General features: G+C 50.8%; 9 protein-coding genes and 1 tRNA gene. 4 read left to right on the top strand and 6 right to left on the bottom strand.

The genetic code is table 11. The features are described from left to right. Position 1 precedes the first annotated feature (1 nt). Complete coding sequence (locus tag IEW09_RS04190; RefSeq protein ID WP_188552863.1) at positions 2-1,633, bottom strand: adenosine deaminase family protein; 1,632 nt, start codon at positions 1,631-1,633, stop codon at positions 2-4. Positions 1,634-1,837: 204 nt separating this feature from the next. Between IEW09_RS04190 and IEW09_RS04185 the strand changes: the two genes are divergently transcribed. Beyond that, positions 1,838-1,912 (top strand) — tRNA-Phe (locus IEW09_RS04185). Between the two features lie 892 nt (positions 1,913-2,804). Next, entirely contained in the window at positions 2,805-3,899 is a 1,095-nt protein-coding gene (locus tag IEW09_RS04180) for a LacI family DNA-binding transcriptional regulator (protein WP_229739070.1), read from the top strand. Between the two features lie 98 nt (positions 3,900-3,997). On the opposite strand, the gene IEW09_RS04175 is transcribed toward IEW09_RS04180, so the two are convergent. From IEW09_RS04175 to IEW09_RS04155, 5 genes are all read right to left on the bottom strand, one after another. Beyond that, positions 3,998-6,016, bottom strand: a complete 2,019-nt coding sequence (locus tag IEW09_RS04175) for a glycoside hydrolase family 97 protein (protein ID WP_229739069.1) — start codon at positions 6,014-6,016, stop codon at positions 3,998-4,000. A gap of 146 nt (positions 6,017-6,162) precedes the next feature. Then, on the bottom strand, positions 6,163-9,705 hold the full coding sequence (locus IEW09_RS04170) for a TonB-dependent receptor (RefSeq protein ID WP_229739068.1): 3,543 nt from the start codon (positions 9,703-9,705) through the stop codon (positions 6,163-6,165). A 349-nt stretch (positions 9,706-10,054) separates the two neighbouring features. Beyond that, on the bottom strand, positions 10,055-11,488 hold the full coding sequence (locus IEW09_RS04165) for a sugar porter family MFS transporter (protein ID WP_188552861.1): 1,434 nt from the start codon (positions 11,486-11,488) through the stop codon (positions 10,055-10,057). A gap of 2 nt (positions 11,489-11,490) precedes the next feature. Continuing rightward, positions 11,491-14,919 carry a DUF5107 domain-containing protein gene (locus tag IEW09_RS04160; protein WP_229739067.1) on the bottom strand — a complete coding sequence of 1,143 codons (3,429 nt, stop codon included), beginning with the start codon at positions 14,917-14,919 and terminating at the stop codon, positions 11,491-11,493. A gap of 432 nt (positions 14,920-15,351) precedes the next feature. Then, positions 15,352-17,898: an alpha-galactosidase D gene (locus tag IEW09_RS04155; RefSeq protein ID WP_188552860.1), complete on the bottom strand. Its 2,547-nt coding sequence runs from the start codon at positions 17,896-17,898 to the stop codon at positions 15,352-15,354. A gap of 256 nt (positions 17,899-18,154) precedes the next feature. Between IEW09_RS04155 and IEW09_RS04150 the strand changes: the two genes are divergently transcribed. Further along, positions 18,155-19,129 carry a DUF5107 domain-containing protein gene (locus IEW09_RS04150; protein ID WP_188552859.1) on the top strand — a complete coding sequence of 325 codons (975 nt, stop codon included), beginning with the start codon at positions 18,155-18,157 and terminating at the stop codon, positions 19,127-19,129. 81 nt (positions 19,130-19,210) lie between these two features. Next, positions 19,211-21,610, top strand: a complete 2,400-nt coding sequence (locus tag IEW09_RS04145) for a glycoside hydrolase family 95 protein (RefSeq protein WP_229739066.1) — start codon at positions 19,211-19,213, stop codon at positions 21,608-21,610. Positions 21,611-22,172 lie beyond the last annotated feature (562 nt).

Below are 22,172 nucleotides of genomic sequence, written 5' to 3'. Positions count from 1 at the left end.
GCTAGGGCAGCGTGGACTCGAACACATCGTAGCGATGTTCGAGTTGCCATTGTTCGGTTGCCTTTTCGCTGGACTGGAGGAATGCTTCGCATTTGGCAGATAGCTTTTCTGAGCCGAGAGGCTGGGTCGCACAAGCTATGTTGGTGCGAGTGAAGTTATCGGATTGTTGCCAGAGGCTGAGACCGGGAAGGAAGCTATGCTCGAGCGAGGTACGGGCCATGTCTTTTAGATCGGCGTAGCTCAGGTTGAAGTCGCGGGCCGCGCGGACGTACTCGTTGGTGAGGTCGATGCGGGAGACACCTTCGTCGTCGGTGGAGAGCGCGACGGGGACGTGCGCGGCGCGGTAGATCGGCAAGGGATGGTGAGTTGGGTCGATGCCGAGGATGACGTCGTTCGAGGTGAGGTTGATTTCGACCATGATGTGATGGGTGGCCATCTCTTTTAAGAGTGCCTGCGGATTATCTTCGTACATGATATCGACGCCGTGGCCAATGCGTTCGGCGTGGCCAAGCTCGACGGCCTCGCGGATGTGGAAGCGGAGGCCTGCGGGCGGGACGAGGCCAGGCGCGAGTTCCCCGGCATGAAGCGTGATGTGAACGCGGGGATAGACGCTGTGCAAATAGTCGAGCATCCGCATCTGGCGGTGGTATTCGGACATGGAGTAAAAGGCGTCTTCGGGCTGGACGAAGTTGATGCCGACGACGTCCGGGTCTTGGGATGCGAGTTCGAAGCCGAGCAGTGTTTGGGCGAAGACCTGCTGTGGAGGAAAGGCGCGGAGGACCTGATAGAGAAAACGGATTTTGACCGAGCAGGCGGGAGCAGCATTCGGTCGGCCGCAGTGCTCGATGCGGTTGCGAGATTCGAAGGCATCGCTGAGCTGCTTGCGGTCGATGGCAACTTCGTTCTGGAGACCGCCAGCGAGAAGAGCGTCGCGGAAGTGGGCGAGGTCGGACGGGTTGGTTCCGGTGGCATCCCCGGTGCGGCTGTCGGCGGAATCAACCGGCGTAGTTGGCCAAGGGATAGTGGAGCTGAGTCTGGCTACATCGGCGAAGGTGGGCGTGCTCATAATTTCGAGGTACTGCTCGTTTTGGGTTGCGGCGCGGGTGGCGACTTCGTCAAGCCACTCGCCGTAGTGCGAGTCGCTGACCTTGCCGAAGCGATCGAAGGTATTGAAGAACTGATCGTGACCGCTGTTGCCTGCGCTGGGGACAAAGCTACGCATGGAGAATGAGTCGACGAGCGCGTCATAAAGATGCTGGTTGGTAAAGACGCTATCGGCGCGGACGTCACCCTTGGCACAGACGGGCTGTGGGGGAAGACCACGCATTGTACCAATATTTTTGGCAAAGCTAAGGGTGGCGGGATCTACGCAGAGCAGATCAGTAGCAGCGTCTTTAAGGAAAGTCTCGGCATAGACCGCACCGGATAGATGCATGTGGAGATCGGCCCCCTTCGGCATTTGCGCGAGAAAGGCCCGGAGTTGTAAGGGATTTTTCTTAGCTACGTTGAATGCCTGAGCGGCTCTCTGCTCCTGTCGTGCCCGCGATAGTTTTGGTATCGCTGCCTGAGCTGTAGCGGCGGTGAAAAGGCAGAGGAGGGCGGCAGTGGCGTACCGTTGAAGACGACTCAGCATGAGAGCTTTCCTTAGGATTGCAGGATGAGAAAGGATAGCGCGGGGGAGGAAGTTGGCGGTATGGTCAGGGATTGCTATACTAAAGATGCGTTTGCGTCCCCGGCTCCCGCCGGTGACGCGCTTCCCTGAAAAGGCTGGGGCAACAAGCGTAGATTCTGCGCACGGGCGTTCTTGGCGATCCCCGATAAAGGCGTTAGATGCCAAGGCCAGATAGCTCAGTGGTAGAGCGCGGCCCTGAAAAGGCCGGCGTCGGCGGTTCGATCCCGTCTCTGGCCACCATCTTACACACTTCTTATATTCCTTTGCATATCCCTATCGCAGGATTATCGCTGCAATTGGCGCTGTAATTGAGTTGGACCGTGCGCCGTGACAGTTACGCAAACTGATTACATCTAATTATTTAATGGGCGTTAATGGCTAACGACAGCACCCTTGAGCATTCAAAAACGCTGGGAAAATCGCAGATTCCAAATTTCAGTACCCTCGCCAGCACCCTCCAGGCAATCTAAGCGGTTTCATTGAATTCACGACGGCGGCGCAGTGGCGTGCTTTCGTCGCCTCGTTGGTCTGGCAACGGGGATTCCTGAGATAGTGACAGCAAAATTCCAGCGAGTGCCGATGCTCTATTTCTTGGCGTGGCTCTATAAAGACGTAATCAAAGCTGGAGGGTTGATGGCTCTGGTAACGCTCGAACTCGTCCTAAATGATTTCTACAGGTCAAAGGTCAAAAAGCGCGGCGCATACAGATCGTTCGCTGATTTGCGAACCTACATCACTCAGGACGGCCTGACAAATGACAAAATACCCACGATCAAACGGTGCGGAGAGTCGCCATTGACTTCATTAACAATGCGGATGCGAGTTTCTCGCCAAACGCAGTTTACCTGCTATGTGTCTGTGTTGAACGAGGTGCATCAATCAAAACATCCTCAAACACCATCCCTGTTGCCACAAGAGCGAAGTCGACAAATTATTAGATAAGTCTCTCGTGCAATCTCTAGTGCCATCCGTAACTACTAGATGAAGAGGCGGCTTCAGTTAAGGATATTGACCCCGTTCCATCGCATTTTATTTTGTAAGTACTGGAAATGGAAGCTATGTCTCGAGGTGATGCGGACAAAGTTCGTGCGACAGACAAGGAATCGCCGTAACATGGACGTACGATTTGATTGTGACATTTGCCAATATGACTATTGCGCCGAAGACTTCTGGTATCAAAGACATCGCTAAAGCTCTCGGGATTTCGATCGGCACGGTCGACCGTGCCTTGCATGATCGAACTGGTGTGAACCCAAAGACCAAGGCTCGTGTTTTGCAAAAGGCTGAGGAATTGGGCTATAAGCCGAATTTGGCTGCGCAGGCATTAAAGCTCAACCGCAGAATCGAAATCGCCATCGTTCTTCCAAAACAGATCTCTCACTTTTTCGATCCTCTCCGTGCGGGAATACGTTCCGCAGCGGAGGCAACTACCGGGATTCACGTGAACCTTACTTTCCATGAGTATCCCCGGATGGGTCAAGGTGACATCGAGCTGCTTGAGGCCAGACTAAAGGATAAGTGCGACGGCATCATCTTTACCCCTGGCAATCCCAGAAAGCTGGATCCGATCATCCGCCGCCTTACGGCTCAAGGGACGGCAATGCTCTGTGTGGCGAGTGACGCGCCCGCCAGCGGACGAGTTGGCCTTGTTTCCTCACATGCCTATTCCAGTGGCGCGATCGCTGCTGAGCTTCTGGCATTCAAACTCTCTCGCAAGAGTTATGTCGCGACTATTACCGGTGAGCTGACCACGCTTGATCATGCAGAAAAACTGCGCGGCTTTGCGGCTACTCTCGCCATGCTTGCTCCGCAGCTTAGCCTGTTACCTGCAGTGGAATCGCATGAGCGCCCCAAGGAGGCCTATCGCCAAACCATTGCCCTGCTGCATGGAGAAACAAAACCGCAGGGTCTTTATATTAGTACGGCCAATAGCCTTCCGGTCTTGCAGGCTATCGAAGAAGAAGGCCTCCTTGGGAAGATTCAGGTAGTCACGACCGATCTTTTTCAGGAGCTTGTCCCGCTGATCGAGACGGGGAAGATATTAGCGACTCTTTACCAGCGTCCTTTTACACAAGGGAAGGTAGCATTCGAAAGCCTCATTAATTATCTGCTGGAAGATAGGAAGACATCTCCAATAACGCGGTTGGCACCGCATATCATCTTCCGAAGCAATCTTCCTCTTTTCATCGATCGCCTGGACAGCCTGACAGAATATGAGGAAACCTAGAGATCGGGATACTGGCTCTTTATCGATTCGGAGCAAGCCTAGAGACGGGAGCTAAACGATCTTCGTTTCTACTCCCGTCCTATTCGGCTGCTGCATGATCAGTTGCTGTGCTGTGGGATAAACCGGATTGCGCAGCCGCCGCCCGAAGCTAGCTTAAGAGTCAGCTTCTCCCCTTTGGTCACAACCTGCTTCCTAATAGTGACGTGTTGAGGATGTAGCGCCGCATCCGGTGCATCTTCATAGATCTCGGCAACGTAGTGTCCGGCACCCAGAAAATCCAGCGGGACACGAAGCTCGCGTGGCGTCCAGTTCGTTGTGCTGCCTAGATACCATTCCTGACCATGGCTGCGTGCGATCGTGACGAATTCACCAGGTTCACCATTGATGACATGCATGGAGTCCCATTGCGTGGGGACATCATGGATGAATTTGAACGCCGGCTGGTTAGCATACGCCTGGGGGCTGTCGGACACCATTTGGAAGGGAGTCTGGAAGACCACGTATAGCGCTAACTGCTGCGCGCGCGTACCCATGATCATAGGACTCTGGTCTCGCGCGACAAATCCATCTTCCGTTACGTTGTTGAAGCCACCAGGAGTATAGTCCAGAGGGCCGGCAATCATGCGAGTGAAGGGGAAGACACTGCGATCGACGGGGCTATCCCGCCTTCCAACCTTGTTGTTTTCTGCGCCAAGAACTGCCTCGTAGCTGAGGACGTTGGGATATGTACGCTCAATGCCCCATGGCTTGCTGGCTCCGTGAAAGTCAACCATAAGATGATGAGCGGCGGCCTCGCGAGCGACATCATAATAGAACTTAATTCCCTCCTGGTCGTCGCGATTAACGAAATCGATCTTCACACCGGCTACGCCCCACTTTTCATAGAGGGGGAAGGCCTCCTTCATCTGATCCATTACTGAAACGGAGTAGAGCCAGATCCAGACTTTAACATGCTTCGTAGCGGCGTACCGCACTAGCTCCGGCACGTCGACGTTGCCGCGCAGTTTGGTGATGTCTCTACCGTCTGCCCAACCAGCGTCAAGCAGCATATAGGGAAAGCCTGACTTTGCAGCGAAGTCTACGTAATACTCCATGTTCTTCGTGGTGAATGCCGACTTACCATCAGGCCCGATATCCCCAGCCCACCAGTTCCAAGATGCCTTTCCAGGCTGTATCCAACTCGTATCCCGTACTCTATTGGGCGAGTTCAGATCTGTGATGATATTGGATTCCATCAACTTTCCGGGCTGGTCCGCGACTAAAAGAACTCGCCAGGCAGAGTGGTAAGGCAATGTAGTCGAGAGTGCCAGGCTGGGGTCATCGATTCGTGGAGAGAGCTTCGATACAAACCAATGCCCTGCCCAGTTTCCGGAGGGATTGGTGACATACATCCCTGCGTTGCCTTCGAGATCGGCTTCTGTCAACGCCATCCATGCTGTTCCCGGCGAATGCAGTAGCAGAGGCAGACCAATGAGAAAGTTGCTTGAGACACCACCTTGATTACTGAAAGCCGAGATAGGAAGCTTTACATACTCGCTCTCGTAACTGCTGCGATAGTTAGGCAGCTCCAATGCCCAGGTTGTTGCATCGGTACTGATGCGAAACTCGGTGTCTTCCTGTTTCAAACGAAGTTCTTTAATCGCATCTTGTTCAGGAAGGACATAGCGAAAGGCGATTCCATCGTTATATGCACGGGCTTCAATGAGGAGTGTCCTTTTCGGGCCACTGTTCTCGACAACGCGTAGCTCAATCTTGTTGTACTGATCATGGACCTTGCCAGCCTTTCCAGCAATCAACGCATAGTCGTCACTTCCTTTCCCTGGAGTGCTTTCAACGATCTGTACATTGCTTCCCAACGCTGGCTGATTCGTCAACTCAAGCGCCAATGCGGAGGCATCAAGCAGCTGTTTGCCGTGGAATGTCACAGAGTAAACAAGCTTTCCTTCACTGCTAGCAGCTCCCTTTTCAGTTATGGTTGTGAACTGCATAGCTAGCTGCTGGTCGGGGGAGGAGAGCATGACTGGTCCGGTTTGCGCGAACCCTACTCCGCTGCAAAAAATGCTGAAGACAGTAGTGGCGAGAAAGCTTCTCTTGAACGACCAATGCATAGATGACATCAACCTCTTTGTGAAGGATATGAACTCAAACTGGTTGAAAGGAAAATCTGAACTCCAAAAATAAAACTATGCAGTGACAGACGGGAGCGAAGGGAAAATTGTCTGCATTGTCCCTTCACTCCCGCGAATCAGTAAATCACAATCTGCTAAAACACATACTTAAGAGACAGCTGGAAGAAACGAGCATCCGGCGTGTTGTTCTGAAAGAACTTTGGTCCGGAGATCAGACCTCCATTTGCATTCATAGAACCGTTAGGTGTTCCCAGCGTTGGATGGTTCAGCACGTTGAAAGCGTCTGCTCGGAACTGCAGGTTCTGCTCACGCCAGGTGGGAAATGTTTTGAACATCGACATGTTCACCTGATAGTAGCCGGGGCCGTATACATTATTCTGCACCCCGCCAAGTAGCGCGATCGCCGTAGCTTTGTCGGTTACAGGTGCCTGATAGAGAACAGGAACACCGTCCGAGTTAACCGAACCTACTGGATGTGTAGCGTCAGAGATCGTTTCTCCCGGAATCGGGTTACGGAAAGCGCAGGGGTTGATGTAGTTCAGCTTTGTCCGAACCTCTGCCGGGCAGGAAGTAAGGCTTGGGTTAGATGGATCGGGCGTGCCGCCTCCGCTGAATGGATTGCGGATAGTATATGCGCGGCCGCCACCATTGGCCGCTGTACTGATATTGGGCGAGACCGTAAATGGTACACCAGTCTGGGCTGCCCAAGTCAGGCTCGTCGCCCAGCCGCCGACTGTCTCGTCGGCCCAGCGTGAGTGATTCAGAAATGCCCGTCCCTTACCAAATGGCAGCTCGTAGTTACCATTGATAGTGACACGATGGCGAATGTCAAAGACAGAGTTAGTAAGTTCATCAATAAATGGAATTAGTGCCTGATTGCGATCGCCGATCGCAGTGAAGAGACCACCTGCATCGCTGGCATCATCAAGTGCATGAGACCAGGTATACGTTGCCAAGAATGACAGCCCGTGTGAATAGCGCTTCTCCAATTTCGTCTGCAGCGAGTTGTAGGTGCTCACGCCTCCATAGTGGATCTGACCTATGCCACCAAGATCCGGGAAAGGATTGAAGGGGTTGGTGTTTGTGCCTGGTCTCCATAGGCCAGGCGCAGTATTCGGTGCGGCGTACAACTCCAAGTGTCGAGAAACATTGCCAACATAGCTGATGGTGGCAGCCAGGTTGGGAGAAATCGATTGCTGCATCCCGAAGCTGTAATTCATCGTGTACGGAGTCTTTACATTTGGATCGGTAGAATGGAAACCCGGCTGGGAGACGAAGGTCTGCAAACCTGCTCCGATGGATGGTTGTAGACCTGCCTGAAGCGTGATGCCTTGCGCTGCCAACGACGGACAGTTGTCTGTTGAACAGGTGGGAGCATAGAAGCTGGCCTGATTGGAGTAGGGGAAGTTCGCTCCCAAGTTTCCATTTCCCTCTGACTGAAGACCGCCATAGAAGATACCAAAGCCAGCACGGAAGACCGTGCTCGGATGTGCCTGATAGGCAAAGCCGATGCGTGGAGCGAAATTCGTCTTTTGCCCTGTTATCAGGCGATCGTTATCAACGTACTTCACGCTGACATTGTCCTTCGCCAATATACTGAGAAAAGGAGCGCCCAAAGGAACATTTTGCTGACTCTTTGGCAACTCATAGACTCCCGAACCAGTACCAATGCCGAGCGGACCGGTAACAACGAAGTTGGCCTGCGCTCCTGAGTTTTCCTTATAAGGTTGGTAATAGTCGTAGCGGATGCCCAGATTCAAGGTGAGCTTCGGCGTCAGCCTCCAATCGTCCTGTGCGTAACCAGCCTTATACCACTGCGCATCATTAACATTCGGCGATTGCGACACGGCAGCGTAGTTCTCCTGGTCCACCAACATGTCTGCAACTGCTGAGCCAGTATTTGCTACGCCGGGCAATCCCGTGAATTGGCCGTCGTAATGATATTGACCAAGGTCTGCGGGAGCATAGATATAGTAAAAGCGCACCGCCTGCAGTGACACTCCAAACTTGAGAGAGTGATTACCCCATACCTTCGTCACGTTGTCCAATATTTGATATACGTTCTGAGATTCTCGGCTGATGCCCACTGAACCCCACTGCTGGATCGTGCCATTGACATAACCAGATGGCAGACCATACTGACCTGGCTTCAAATTAGGCGACTGCGGGCCCAATCCCAACGAGGAGGCAGCGTTGGGGTTATAAGCATTTGGTTGCTGAAAGTTAAATACGCCCCAGTTATAGCCAAAACGAAACTCATTAGTAAGCAAAGGGGTAAAGATATGGGTCTCGCTACCCATAAAGTTCATAGCAAGGTTCGTGTCGTACTGACCGCCATAGCCGCTTCCATCCAGGAGCGGCCCTAGAGGAAGACCATTGGTCTTGATCTCATGCAGGTAGCTGTAACGAGCATAAGCCTGATCGCTTGATCGAATGTTCCAATCCAAGCGTTGGTCCCACTGGACGATATTATCGCTGTTACCAAGGTTGACGATGTAGTTGTTATAAGTCTTGCCATTGTTGGCGTTCGGAGTTGGATAGAGATTGAGGATTCTCGAAGCGACTGTATTGATCTGGCTGGGACACAATACATTTTGCCGCCCATTGCATATCATTGGCTTATTAACGTCAGCCGAATTTGGCTCGTAGAGCAAGGTCGGTGCACCAACTCCAGTCAAACTTCCATTCAACAGTTCAGAAAAATTTCCCTGTCTCATTAGTGCCGTAGGTACATTGATCGGCGTTGGATTGCTGATCGAGATACGGTTAACCTCGATGTCTCCGAAATAGAACAGTTTGTTCTTCCAGATCGGCAAACCAAGCGTTGCCCCAAACTGGTTCTGATGATATGGAGGAACCTTTGCACCAGGACCGGCGTTCCAGTTGATCGCATCTAGGTTCGTGTTGCGCAAGTACTCCCATATATCTCCATGGATCTGGTTCGTACCTGATTTAATGCTAGCATTCATGACACCACCGGCCGAATGCCCGAACTCCGCGCTGAAGTTGCTGGTTTGAAGACTAAACTCAGAGAGTGCATCGGGGGGTGGTCGCATAACATAGCTAGAGCCGTTGAGGAAGTCGACCAGATTGGTGTTATTGTCCACGCCATCGAGGATGAAGTTATTCTGCTCGGCACGCTGTCCGTTCGCTACAAAGTCGCCGCTGCCGCTGCCACGCGTATTTCCAAGAGGAGGGGCGACACCCGCAGTTAATTGCGCGATATAAACCCAATTACGTCCATTGAGAGGCGTATTGTTAATCACGTCTGTGCTGATAACCTGACCAACAGCGCTACTTTGGGTTTGGAGCAGCGGAACTTCATCTGTGACAGTTACCGTATCTGAAACTGCACCCGGCTTCAAAGCCATAACAATGTTGAGCCGCTGCTCCGCATCGAGATGAAGATTTTCGCGCCTCGTTGTCTGAAATCCCTTCGCCGTGGCGCTCACAGAGTAATGGCCAATCTTCAGTGGTGAAAATACATAGACGCCACTCCCGTTCGTAGTCCCTTGCAATACTAATCCTATATCCGTGTTCGTCACCGTAACCTGCGCATTGGGAACAACCGCACCGCTGGTATCCTGCACGACACCTGTGATCGCGCCTTGATCAACTTGTGCGATGGCAGCATGATTGGCAAGCTGAATCCCCAACAAGCACGCCAGAAGCAACATTTGCTGTCCGATTCGTTCGCATAAGTCTTGAAATCTTTTCCTCGCCATCGAAGTTTGCCTCCCGCAATTTTGCTCTACCGATCTCATCTGTATGGCCTCTCTGAACTAAACATGGCGCCCAAATCCTCCGCACGTATTTACGGATCTGAACAACAATTGTGTACGTTACCGGTAAACCACCTTATGCTTGATTCTAGATAACTGTCAAGGAAAATTATTTATAGAAGATATGCCTGTAAATATTTGTAAATGCGATGATTTATAGAATTGCCTGATACTTTCGTGAACGTTTCAATCTATCTAGTTAGAAATGAGCCGAATGGGGAAACGCTTAGCTGCCGAGAAGTAGCTAATTCGAGTGAAGGCTTTTGGATTCGATTTGCTCTAGCGTCTGCCCTTTAGTCTCCGGCACAAAGAAGTACACAAAGGCGGCCCCGAGGATACAGATTCCACCATATCCGAGGAAGGTGCCTGAGCTACCTAGTTTATGGTCAATCCATGGAAACGTATAGGTGAGGGCAAAGGATGATAGCCATAAAGCGCATACTGCAATCGACACTCCCTGAGAACGAATGCGGTTGGGGAATATCTCCGAAATCAGTACCCATGTAACAGGTGCCAAAGTGAGAGCGTAGCAGGCAATAGCGCTAAGCGTAAGCAGCAACACTGGCCTGCCATGCCAGCCTGCGTGATAGGCCAGAGCGGCAAAAAGATGTGACAGCCCTATTCCCAAGCAGCCATACAACATCATTGGGCGACGGCCGATCCTATCGACGATCAGCATGGCCATGACCGTGAAGATCAGATTGATCGTCCCGGTGATTACGATGTTGAGGAAGATATCATTCTGCCCATATCCGGCACTACGATAAACCTCTGCGGCATAGTTAAAGAGAATGTTGATACCTGTCCACTGCTGGAGAACAGCGAGGGTTACACCGATCAGCACGATCTTCCTGATTCCAGGCATTCCAAACTCTCGCAAGGATATTTTCATTCGTGCTTCGAGATCCAGAACCTTTCTGATGTTCGATATCTCTTCCAGCGCATACGAACGCCCTCCTATTCTGGTGAGCACATCGCAAGCTGAAGTCTCTTCGCCTTTGGTCAACAACCAGCGAGGACTTTCAGGGATAAAGAACGATGTAACGGTGAATATCACCGCTGGCACGACTACCGCGCAGAACATCCAACGCCATCCGTACTGAACGTTCCAGGATCGCAAAAATGCAAGTCGGCTCATATGGTCGGGAATCGGACGAGCAATCTGCCAATTCGCAATCTGTGCCAGAAGAATGCCGATCACGATGGCGAATTGATTCAGACTAACGAGACGACCACGGACCTTAGCTGGACTTATCTCGGCGATGTAAAGAGGAGACATATTAGAACTAAGCCCAATTGCGGCTCCGCCGACGATGCGCCAGAAGACGAAGGATGAAAAAGAATAAGACCATCCTGTAAGCGTTGAAGAAATTGCAAATAAAATTGCCGAAACGAGAAGGACACGCCTACGACCGAAGCGTTCACCTGCATATCCTGCGATTAAAGAACCGACGAAACACCCGAGTAAGGCGCAGCCGTTGGCCCAGCCGATAAGTTGTTCTGAGGTGAGATGGAAGTAGCTTTCGTAAAATTGACGTGCACCTCCAATCACTACCCAGTCATAACCAAAGAGCAGCCCGCCCATAGCTGCTACCAACGCGATCGTCCAAAGGTAAGCGGTATTTTTGCTTTGAACTGCGGGCGCATTTGTACTCGTATGTACGGGAACAATCTGCATAGCTAGACCACAGCCATTTCAATAGCTGACAATAAATCAGCTGCTCCTGAATGATTTGCGTCAAGAGTTCGCACCTCGTTGAGCAAAGCGGTTCCTTCAAATACGCGTCCAAGACCAAGGAGAGCTTGAGCGCGAAGAAATTTTGCTGAAATCTTCTGCCGCAGATCCAGATCATCATCAAAGAGCAGCATCGTGGGGAGCGAGGTCGCAAAATAATCTATTCGTGAGGGCTGATCTTCGAGTCTGATGGAGTAGTCGTATATCTCTTGAAAGACATCCTTCGCCTCATCATTCCTGCCAAGCCTGGCGAGCGCCTTTCCGTTCCAGTACGTCATATCCGAGATGGAATGAACCTGCATCTGTTGGAAGTCAGCCCGCACCATTGCTGCACGCTCCCAGTGGAGGGACGCTTGATCGTTATCTCGATTAGCAGCATGCGCGACTCCCAGCCAATAGTCGATCATGCTGAGATTCATTAGAAGGTGTTTTGCTTCCCCAAGACTTTCAGGTAGATTCCATGCGGCTCCAAATCTGCAAATTGCAACCTCGGGTTTGCCCTCAGCAAGCGCCTTATGACCGAGAAGAAGATTTGCTCGGACGAATTGCGTCAGCACTAAACCTTCGCCGCCTTCCCATGGTTGGAATCGACGCGAGAGTAAGACCTTTAATGCGTCTTGTGGACGTCCAACCTGGTTATAAAGTGTGGCAAGCTCCACAGAGAGATCGTCGCGCGATGCCACCAACTTCTGTAATTGCTCGAAGGATGCAAGTCGACGCTCAGGACTTGCATCCGTGCGCTTTAGCAACTGATCTTGCTCATAGGCTATGCGGGCATCGTTAGGTGCGGCTGCTCGTGCTCGAGCGAATGCCGCAAGAGCACTCTTTTGATCATGACGGATGTTGGAGTAAGCAAACCCAAGGTTTCTCCAAACCGTGGGAAAATGAGGGTCCAGCTCCGCAGCGCGCTCCCATAACTCGATAGCCTCTGTATGCCGTCTTTTGTCATATAGAAGATTGCCCAAATAATACCGAGCCCTTGCGTCAAGCGGATTTCGGTCTATAGCAGACTCCAACAGCACAAGCTCTTCCAGCCTGCTAGGGAAAACATAGGCTGGCTCCGCAGCAGCCGCGAGTTGGTATGTCTCATCACTCATCTTTTTGCACCCTAGCAGGAGATAAACATGTGCCAGACCATAAAGCTGCATAGTTGACAGCGCACTATCCGTATTTACGCAATTCGTCGAAAGGATGTCAGCAGCTTCTTCCAATAGATTGGCTCGCAGGTGATCAAAGGCTAAATCAAGTCTTTGCTGCTCATTCAACGGTTTTGTTCGCGAGTTCAGATAGCGGCTCCAATTGTCGAGAGGATCAAGCTCACATGTCGCTGAGAGGAAGAGCGCTGCCTCTTCGTCCCTGCCTAGTTTTCGGAGCACAACGGTCTTCAGATTGCGTGCATTCAAGTTGTCTGTATCTGCTCTCAAGGAACGCTCAAGGTGATCGAGAGCGTTCTTCCATTGAAGCCGCCCACAATCGATCTCCGCTAGACGATGGTAAGCGGGTCCTCGCCACGCGGAATTCCAGGTGGACTTGTAAAAAGCTTCATAGGCTTCGGAGATTCTCCCCTGATAGTTTAAGGTCAATCCTAGGTTGTAGTAAGGCTCGCCGTCGTATGGATTCGGGTTCCGTTCGGTAAGACGCTCAATGGAAGTACGGAGATAACGTTCAGCTATGGAGAATTCGCCGCGTCGGAGATGCCACCGCCCCAGAGCATGGTTGGAGCGGCTGTCTGCGCTATCTCGTCGAACAGCTTCCTGCCAGTACGAAACGGGTTCTCGAGTTGCATGACGGTACTGCTCCAAATGCAATCCGACAAGGTAGAGTTCATCACTTGAACGGATATTTTCCGGCAATTCTGGTTCCGTCGCAGTTGCCGGGCGAGGTGCAACGGCTATTTTGGCAGGAGCATAATGGAGGATTAAATCCTCGTTTTCGCTAATTTCCTTCACGACCACTTCTATGTCTTGCAGATCGCCGTCAATCGCTAGCTCGGTATGCAAGGGATGTTCAGGCACGAGACGACCACGCCATCTACCTATCTCGTGTCCACCAGACTGAACCGAGACTACTGCATTGGAGATCTCGCGAGTTACAAGAAGGTGAACGATCATATTGTCAGAGCTTCTCTCAATGCGTATTGCAGCGTCGAGATTAGCAAGATCGGGCACACCAATCTCGCGGATTGGATACCAATATTGATTGAAGGTTTTGGTCTCCCCTGGGGCAAGGAAGGAGAAATCGGGCTGGTTGTCCGTATAGACGCCAGCCATCAACTCAACATAGGGGCCATCAGAGTCGGTTAAACTTCTGTCCCATGCATAACCGAAATCGTGGTTTCCCCATGTCCACTGTTTTTTGCCGGGAGAAATATGATGGTTGGCTATGTGCACCATGCCTGCCTGCAAAGCGTGATCATAGCCACCGGCAAAATCACCTTTTGAGTTGGCAATCATGTAACTTGTCGGAACAGGAATATTTGAGTACCAACTTAGATCATTCGGCGGATATGATCCATCCGGGCAAAAATGAGTGGGCTCCTCGTTATCCGGCACTCCCTCAATAGCGCGACGGCCATAGTCGACGCCGTAGTAACTTCCTTGACTGAGAGGAAACTCCGTGACGGCACGTTTGGCATGATCGGCAACAAAACGGACATCTTTGGGAAAGAAGGATTGATACTTCTCATTTACTTTGGTCGCGACGTTTGCCCACCAAAGAAAGGTCTGCGTATCCTGAGTTCGGTTGTAAAGCCTAACTCGTAGATCGATGTATGCTTTTCCCGGGTGCAGGCAGATACCATGCATGCCTTTCATATGCACCATGGGATCATGATCGCTACACCAGATCGTCACGGATCCATCTGGATCGCGTTCGATGCTCAGTTCAACCGGCATAAAGGTCGCGGGACGGTGATGTTGTGGCCAGTTGAATTCAACTCCCCCTGATATCCATGGCCCTGCAAGACCTACAAGGGCAGGTTTGATGACATTTTGCCTATAGAAAAAATCGTAGCCATTGACCTTGTCCAAGCCAACGTGGATTCGTCCACCAATCTCAGGGAGGATCATCAGTCGAATGAATTCATTTTCGATATGAGCAGCCTTCCATTGATGAATTCGTGGCTCGGTGTCGACACGATCGATGACGGGCAGAGGATAGACTCGCCCACTACTGCCTTGATAGACCCGCTTCTCGAGAAACAATGGATTGGGATCCGGAGTTGCAGGCATATAAGCCCTGATCAAAACTGGCTCCTGCCAGGCTTTGACCGAACCTGTTTCGCTAAGAGGTGCCGCCGGCAGTTGTAATTTCGAAACTTCCGTGCTCTCTGACACCATATTTACCTGCTCCTTACAAACTTTGTGCTGTTCCATGCTCTATTCCCAATGCGACCCCAGCTACTCTTTCAAAGCGCAGATCAGAGGCTGCTTTCTTCCCGCCAATCAACGTATTTTCATAATGCCGTTTACGTTACCGCAAATCTCACTCTAGGTAGCTATCCAGACGATTGTCAAGAAGAGTTATAAGTCTTGACCACTATAAAGCGAAAGTAATTTCGTTTGAGATCAATTCTGGTTTCCCAACTTGAACGGATCGCAGGATATTTCTTGATTGGAATGAGCGATCCGTTGGCAATATCAAGCCGCCCGTTCAATCGGTAGGCTCTTCAATGAAGTTGACTCAAGTTGAGGCAGAAATACAGCCCTAGTATCCAAAAGCGCTGCAGCTGAAGCTGCAGCGCCCGTCCGATGTTCTGTCTTATTCACAACACCTAACTGAATTTCAGGTAAAGAGCTGCGTGCATGTCATCGTTTCTCATTACTGTCGACAAAGTTGCCGACCTCCGCGCCATTATTGGCAGAGAACACTATGCCAACATTAAATCGCGCGTTCGCTGAGCAACGGGAAAAATCAAGAGGCACATCGACATCGACGTGCGCTCCAGCCGAAACATCCTTAGCCATAATCGGTAGTTTCGCAAGTATGCGTGGATGGCATGAGCCTTCACCAGTAGATTGTGTCACTGAAAACATATTGATCTGAACTCCTGTACCTCGCCCTGTTCCTAAATTGTTGAGTGAAATCTTCCATATGCGGAGGCCATCTCCACCAGTTTTGGCTGCAATTGCTCCTGTCAAGTCCGAAGACGCCACAACGGGTGCGATTGCGATGCGGTCTAAAGCGGGGGCATAGCCGTCATCGTTGCCAAACTGAATCGTATTCGTTCCTGCCCGCAATTGCACCGGGATCACTGTGCTTGCAGGAAGGCTGAAGCTGCTTCCATTCAGATCGAGCTCTGTGTTGGCCGCGCCGTTGACAGATACAAAGAATGATCGTGGCCCACTCGTCAGGTAATCGATCTCCATCAAATATGTTCCGGCTGTGACAACATTGACGTTTTGAAATGTAACGGTATTACCGCTGCCCCCACCAATATTTCCAGCTTCACCAGCTCCAGAACAGTATTCGCAATACGGTGGGGTTACTGTTCCCGCCAGCGTCGCGTTTTCGGCTTCGTATGTCGTTGCATGAGGAAGCGGTGGCGCTCCGAAGCCACTTCCACTAATTACGATCCTGTCCATGTCTGGCGGATAGCTAGTAGGGCTACCAAAGAGAATACTGTTAGTTCCTGCATGCAGAGCGACGGAAACTGTTGTGCTTGATGGAAAGAAAAAACTGCCGCCACCGACGTTCAAAGTATTGAGCGGGCCACCGTTTACCTGATAAATAAGCGATCTTGGCCCCTGCGTCATGGAATCGATCTGCATTTGATAGACACCACTACGCCGCACGATAATGTTATTGAAAGTGACATTGTTATTTGAACCCAAGCCAAGACCGCCGACCTTTTCTCCTCCAGAACAGGCAGAACATGTAGCGATCACAGCCGAGCCATTCAAGGTAGCCGCCTCCGCCTCGTAGCTCTGTGACTCGACCGGCTGAACATCTCCTTCTGCATCTACCTTCAAAAGGCGCACGCCGTGCCCAAGAATCGTTGTGCTAAAACCGTGATCATAAGATCCGAGCTCGATGTGATTCCAGAGGTCGCGTACATGGGTTGCTCTTGCGAACCCCAAACTCGACCATGGAACAGCTATCTGCAAAGGAAGCGCATTTAGGTTGAAGATCGCTACATAGTAACTGCCATCCCCAAGATCAGTAAACCACACCGGCGTATCGCTGCCGATGGCTTGTTTCGCAGGCCGACCAGATTGGTCAACAGCAATCACTTCATCGTTCGAAAGCAACTGTTTTCCGAAGTCATCCAGCGTTGTGAGATCTCCACCCAGATACATTGGCGCATTCGCCATCGCCCAAAGTGTAGTTGCAGATTGCCGCTCCTCGTAGCTCAGGCCGGATGTTGTATTGTTCATGACTTCGAGAGAATCCAAATCATTCCATCCGGTACTTGGACCTGCATCGTTCTGCCACCCGACCATGTCGTAAAAACGCCACGATGTCATCGCCCAATTCGTAATTGTCGAACAGTTTCCTTCGCAATCGATATCCCCTTCAATCCTCCGCGCATTTGCATATTGCTGCCACGTGCTGAGATAGTCCTTATCGAGTGCCCAGGAGATTGTGAACCAGATAGGTCGGCCGCTTTGCGCAATTGCCTTTGCCCATGCTTTCACGTCGGCTCGATTGTCGATCGACAAGTTATAGCTGTACGAACCAGGGGTTACGCCATCGAGCTTAATTGCGTCAATGCCCCAGGAAGCAAACAGATCCACAACGGAGTTGATATATTCCTGAGCGCCGGGCTTCGTAAAATCGATCTTATAGTGATATGGGGATGTTCCCGGGCCACCAAAGGCATTGCCTGCCGTGTAAGGGACAGCCAATATATCTTGAATATGATACGGAGTTCCCAGAATAGGAGAATTAGCAACAACTGCAGGATACTCCACACCTGGAATCCAGTAGATTCCTGCTTTTTGTCCGTTCGAGTGAATATGCGCAACAAGAGCAGCGATATCAGGAAACGTCGACGTATTGGGGATAGGGCGACCGTTAGCATCGAAGCTTCCCTGCCAACCTGAATCCATGTTGATGTAGTTAAATCCATGCGGCTGCAATCCAGAAGCAGCCAGTGCATCAGATTGGGCTGTCATATTGGCCTGAGTAAGAAAATTGCTCGAGATTGTCTGTTGACTGAAACTACTCCATCCCTGATAAGGTCGCTCTGCAATTCCGGGCGTCTGTGCACCCGCTGATAAAAGACCGCCTATGAAAGATACGAAGAGAAGGGCGACAATGGTAAGTCGGGAGAAGGAAGATTCTTTATGCGGAATCTGATATGAAACACTCAATCCCTTTGATGTAGCGAACCGACTTGTGTTATTTGCCATAATTCTCTCCTGCTTGCTGGTTTTGAAGAACAGTTCCCAGAACCAAAATGCCTTCCCAGCCAGGGAATATCTATAGAGATAGAAAGATAGGCAGGGTAGTGTAAGTACACGTTTCAAACATATTTAATACTTGATTAAATCAACGATCATCAGATACGTTTACGTTACCGACAATGAAGGTGCCATACTAAAACGCAAGTTGTCAAGATATTTTTCCTACGAAGTTGACAATCCGAATTCAGAGAAATGAGCATGCATGACAATAGATGCAATGAGAGCACTCTCTATTGAGAACGAGCTGCTAGAGGTAAAGATCTTACCGATATTCGGCGGAAAGATTTCTTCCATACGTAGCAAGCTGAGCGGAGAAGAATTTCTGTTGCCACCTCTGACCAGCTACCACCACGTCTCCCCACACGCCGATTTTGATCAGAGCGACGGAGGAGGCTTCGATGAGTGCTTGCCAAGTATAGCGAGCTGCGAAGAGATATCGGGAGAAGCGGCGGTGCCTGACCATGGGGACCTGTGGCGAACTACTTGGCAGGTTGATTCATCAACCGCCCGGGATGTTGTCATGCATGTCGATTCGACATCACGGCCCTTTCGGCTAACGAGGTCGGCTACGCTTGTGAAATCATCTCTAATTCTGGATTATTCTCTCTACAATCTCTCCGATTCACCCGCCACATGGCTATGGTCGGCCCATCCATTACTACGAGTGGAAGACGGAGACTTGATCTTGTTGCCGCAGGAGATCAAAGAGTTGGCGGTTGAGTATTGTTCAACCAGTCAATTCCAGCAACGCAGTCGCATTGCTTGGCCTTGCGCCCAAACCCTGTCAGGCATAACGGTGGAGCTCAGCAAAGTAAAGGCGCGAGATGGAGCGACCGCTTACAAACTATTTGCACAAATGGGTAAAGCTGGATGGGCCTCTCTTTATAGACGAAGGACAGGACAGGGACTGGTGTTCCGCTTCAAGCCTTCAGAAATCCGATTTCTTGGATTGTGGATCTGTTATGGGGCGTGGCCTGAATACGGAGAGGATAAGCAATATACAGTTGCTCTTGAACCCACGAATGCTGACTTTGACTCATTAGTAGACGCATATCATAACGGACGTGCAAATAACCTTGATGGTCGTAAATTTCAGCATTGGAGGTTGGAAGTTCAACTTCTCGGAGCGTCGTCGCCTCTGAGTGTCGAGGAGTTTGCTAAACAATGTATTGGCTAGGGTGATGATGATGTCGAGTCGCAACGGCAGCAGGACTGATCTTCTCAATCGAAATTTTGATGATACAGCGAAGAGGACTTAATGAAACCAACAAGACGTGATTTCCTGCGCGGTAGTGCAGCTCTTGCGGTTTTGCCGCCCAAAGTAGACATGGCATTTACCGAGAATATAGCACTGCACAACATGCTCTGGTACCAAGGCGAAGCAAAGCGATGGCTTGAGGCTCTTCCGATCGGAAATGGCAGGATCGGGGGCATGGTCTTCGGAGGTATACAGCAAGAATGCATTGCGCTCTCAGAATCAACCGCTTGGTCTGGCTGTAAAAGTTCCACCGACATTAATATGAGCGGACTGAATCACCTCCAACACATTCGAGAGCTTTTCTTTCAGGGAGACTATGCTCAAGGGAAACAACTCTGCGAAGAAGACATCCTGAGTCATCCAACATCATTTGGAACCAATCTTCCTCTGCTGGATCTTTTAATCGACTTCGATACCCCGCAAAATGTAAGGCAGTATAAACGAAGTCTCGATCTTGATGAAGGAATTGCCAAGGTCGACTATTGGGAGAATGGACATCATTATCGACGCGAATCGTTCGCTTCAAACCCCGATAATGTGCTGGTCGTGTATCTTACAAGCGATACGCCTGAATCTCTTAATTTCAAGACCTCCTTCGGAAATATCAAAGTACCAGGGTCGCTTATCGATTCGGGAAGTGAAACCATCGCTTTTCGGGGACATGCGTTCGAAACCATGCACAGCAATGGAAGTCAGGGAGTCGACATTGAGGTCCACGTTCAGATCCTCCACCATGGAGGCACGGCCTCATTGGGCGAAGGCAGATGCGATATACGCGCCGCCAACTCAGCAATCTTGTTGATTGCAATTACGACAAGTTATGGTGGGCTGGAACCAGGAGCCGCCTGCGAGAGCGCATTGCGGAGGGCTGCTGCGAGGAACTACGATAACCTTCGTCAACGCCACATCTCAGATCATCAGACACTTTATCGTCGAGTTCATCTCGATCTTGGCTCCAGCAACTCTGCCGCAAATCTTCCAACGGACCAGCGCAGGCGGGCTATGGCAAAAGGAGCAGATGATCCGGAGCTTTGTGTGCTGTTTTTTCAATATGGACGTTATCTCACCATTGCTGGTTCTCGAGCCAATTCGCCGCTGCCCTTGGCCCTTCAAGGAATCTGGAATGACGGACTGGCCTCCAGCATGGGCTGGACGGACGATTTCCATCTGGATATCAATACCGAGCAGAACTATTGGCTGGCCGAGGTTGGAAATCTAAGCGAATCTCAGGCACCTCTCTTTGCTCTGATTGAAAAACTGAGCAATTCAGGCCGACAAACAGCAAAAGAATTGTATGGTTCGCCCGGGTGGGTAAGCCACGTTGTTACGAACCCATGGGATTATACAGCTCCGGGATGGGGGTTAGGATGGGGGATTTTCGTCACTTCTGGTATCTGGATTGCATTGCAGATGTGGGAGCATTTCCGGTTCACAGGCGACATCCATTTCCTCCGCGACCGCGCCTATCCGATTTTTCGTGAAGCTGCCGAATTTTTTCTCGCCTACATGGTGCAGCATCCAAAATATGGATGGCTCGTTACTGGACCTTCTGTGTCACCCGAAAATGCTTTTCGCACACCAGCGGGTGGGACTTGTAGTGAGTCTATGGGGCCAACATGTGATCGTGTCCTCGTCTACGCCCTATTCAGCATCTGCCTTGAGTCTCAGTCATTGTTGTCAGTGGATGCAGCCTTAGGTAAAAGAATCGAACAGGCACAGAAAAAATTATCACCCCTTAAGATTGGCAAATACGGACAGCTTCAAGAGTGGCTCGAGGATTATGAAGAGGCTATACCGAATCATCGCCATACCACCCACCTGATCGCGTTATACCCGGAGAATCAGATCTCTCCTGAAACAACTCCTGACTTAGCCCACGCTGCGCGGGTCACCCTGGAAAGGCGTCTAAACCACGCTGACTGGGAGGATACGGAATGGACCCGCGCGAACTTCGTAAACTTCTATGCGAGGCTATGGGATGGTGAAGCTGCGCACAAGCATTTGCTCGGGTTGCTCTCAAACGCTACCGAAGATAATTTGCTGACATACTCCCGAGGCGGAGTGGCCGGAGCCTCACAAAATATTTTTGCCATAGATGGCAATACTGCGGGTGCTGCGGGCATCGCCGAAATGTTATTGCAATCACAAGCCGATTCCATCCATCTCCTGCCTGCTCTGCCATCAGCATGGCCTGATGGGTCAATCAGTGGACTGTGTGCGCGTGGTGGATTTCAGGTTAGTCTCCGTTGGCGATCCCATCGCCTCGTTTCAGTAACAATTTCAAGCAGAAAAGAAGGTAACTGTAGTGTCCGCTATGGAAACAATAGAGTTGCCGTGCAAGTGAGTGCCGGCAGCTCTACTCAGCTCACGCATGCTTCTTTCGACAACAAACGAGCATAGTGATTATGCGATGGTGTAAACAAAGCGCCGCCAGACGGTTTAGAAAATTGAAGCGGGCCGGTACTTATTTTTGTCAAATGACGTCAAGCGCCTACTTCTCCGAAAATGGCGCATCTCGTCCGTAAATGCTTTGCCCACGATCGAGTTTCCTCTCGAAGTACGAGGATTAACTCTGCACTCGGTCGACGGATTCTGACAATTCGCACTATGCGATAGTAGTTCCTGCTCAGGCCCACTACTGATCGAAATACTCTTTCCTCGCTCAATTGCAATTTCACCTGTATTAGATAGGTTCAGCCCTCGTCGTTGTTAATAGCGGTCAAAGTTCGGGGGCGTCGATCATCTGATGTCGTTTCTAAAGAGGATTGCAGTGAGCATTCAAACATGCATAGTAACCATGAGAGTCAGATGTTGGTATCTGCTAAGCCTTAGGCCTGTAAAGCGCTGCTAGAGCGCTTAACCTTCGTAAGCGAAAAGTTCCCCTGTCTCAATATTCATGGACGCTCGTCTTTCTAAATGAAGACAAAAGTGAGAGCGTAACCGGCGGTCATCTGCAAAGACG

The organism is Edaphobacter dinghuensis (genome assembly GCF_014640335.1).
GTDB lineage: Bacteria > Acidobacteriota > Terriglobia > Terriglobales > Acidobacteriaceae > Edaphobacter > Edaphobacter dinghuensis.
This window is presented reverse-complemented; position numbering and strand designations above follow the sequence as displayed.

Coding starts and splice junctions, on each gene's coding strand:
- IEW09_RS04150 (WP_188552859.1), top strand. CDS start 18,155: ATGACAATAGATGCAATGAGAGCACTCTCTATTGAGAACGAGCTGCTA.
- IEW09_RS04165 (WP_188552861.1), bottom strand. CDS start 11,488: ATGCAGATTGTTCCCGTACATACGAGTACAAATGCGCCCGCAGTTCAA.
- IEW09_RS04145 (WP_229739066.1), top strand. CDS start 19,211: ATGAAACCAACAAGACGTGATTTCCTGCGCGGTAGTGCAGCTCTTGCG.
- IEW09_RS04170 (WP_229739068.1), bottom strand. CDS start 9,705: ATGTTGCTTCTGGCGTGCTTGTTGGGGATTCAGCTTGCCAATCATGCT.
- IEW09_RS04160 (WP_229739067.1), bottom strand. CDS start 14,919: ATGGAACAGCACAAAGTTTGTAAGGAGCAGGTAAATATGGTGTCAGAG.
- IEW09_RS04175 (WP_229739069.1), bottom strand. CDS start 6,016: ATGTCATCTATGCATTGGTCGTTCAAGAGAAGCTTTCTCGCCACTACT.
- IEW09_RS04190 (WP_188552863.1), bottom strand. CDS start 1,633: ATGCTGAGTCGTCTTCAACGGTACGCCACTGCCGCCCTCCTCTGCCTT.
- IEW09_RS04155 (WP_188552860.1), bottom strand. CDS start 17,898: ATGGCAAATAACACAAGTCGGTTCGCTACATCAAAGGGATTGAGTGTT.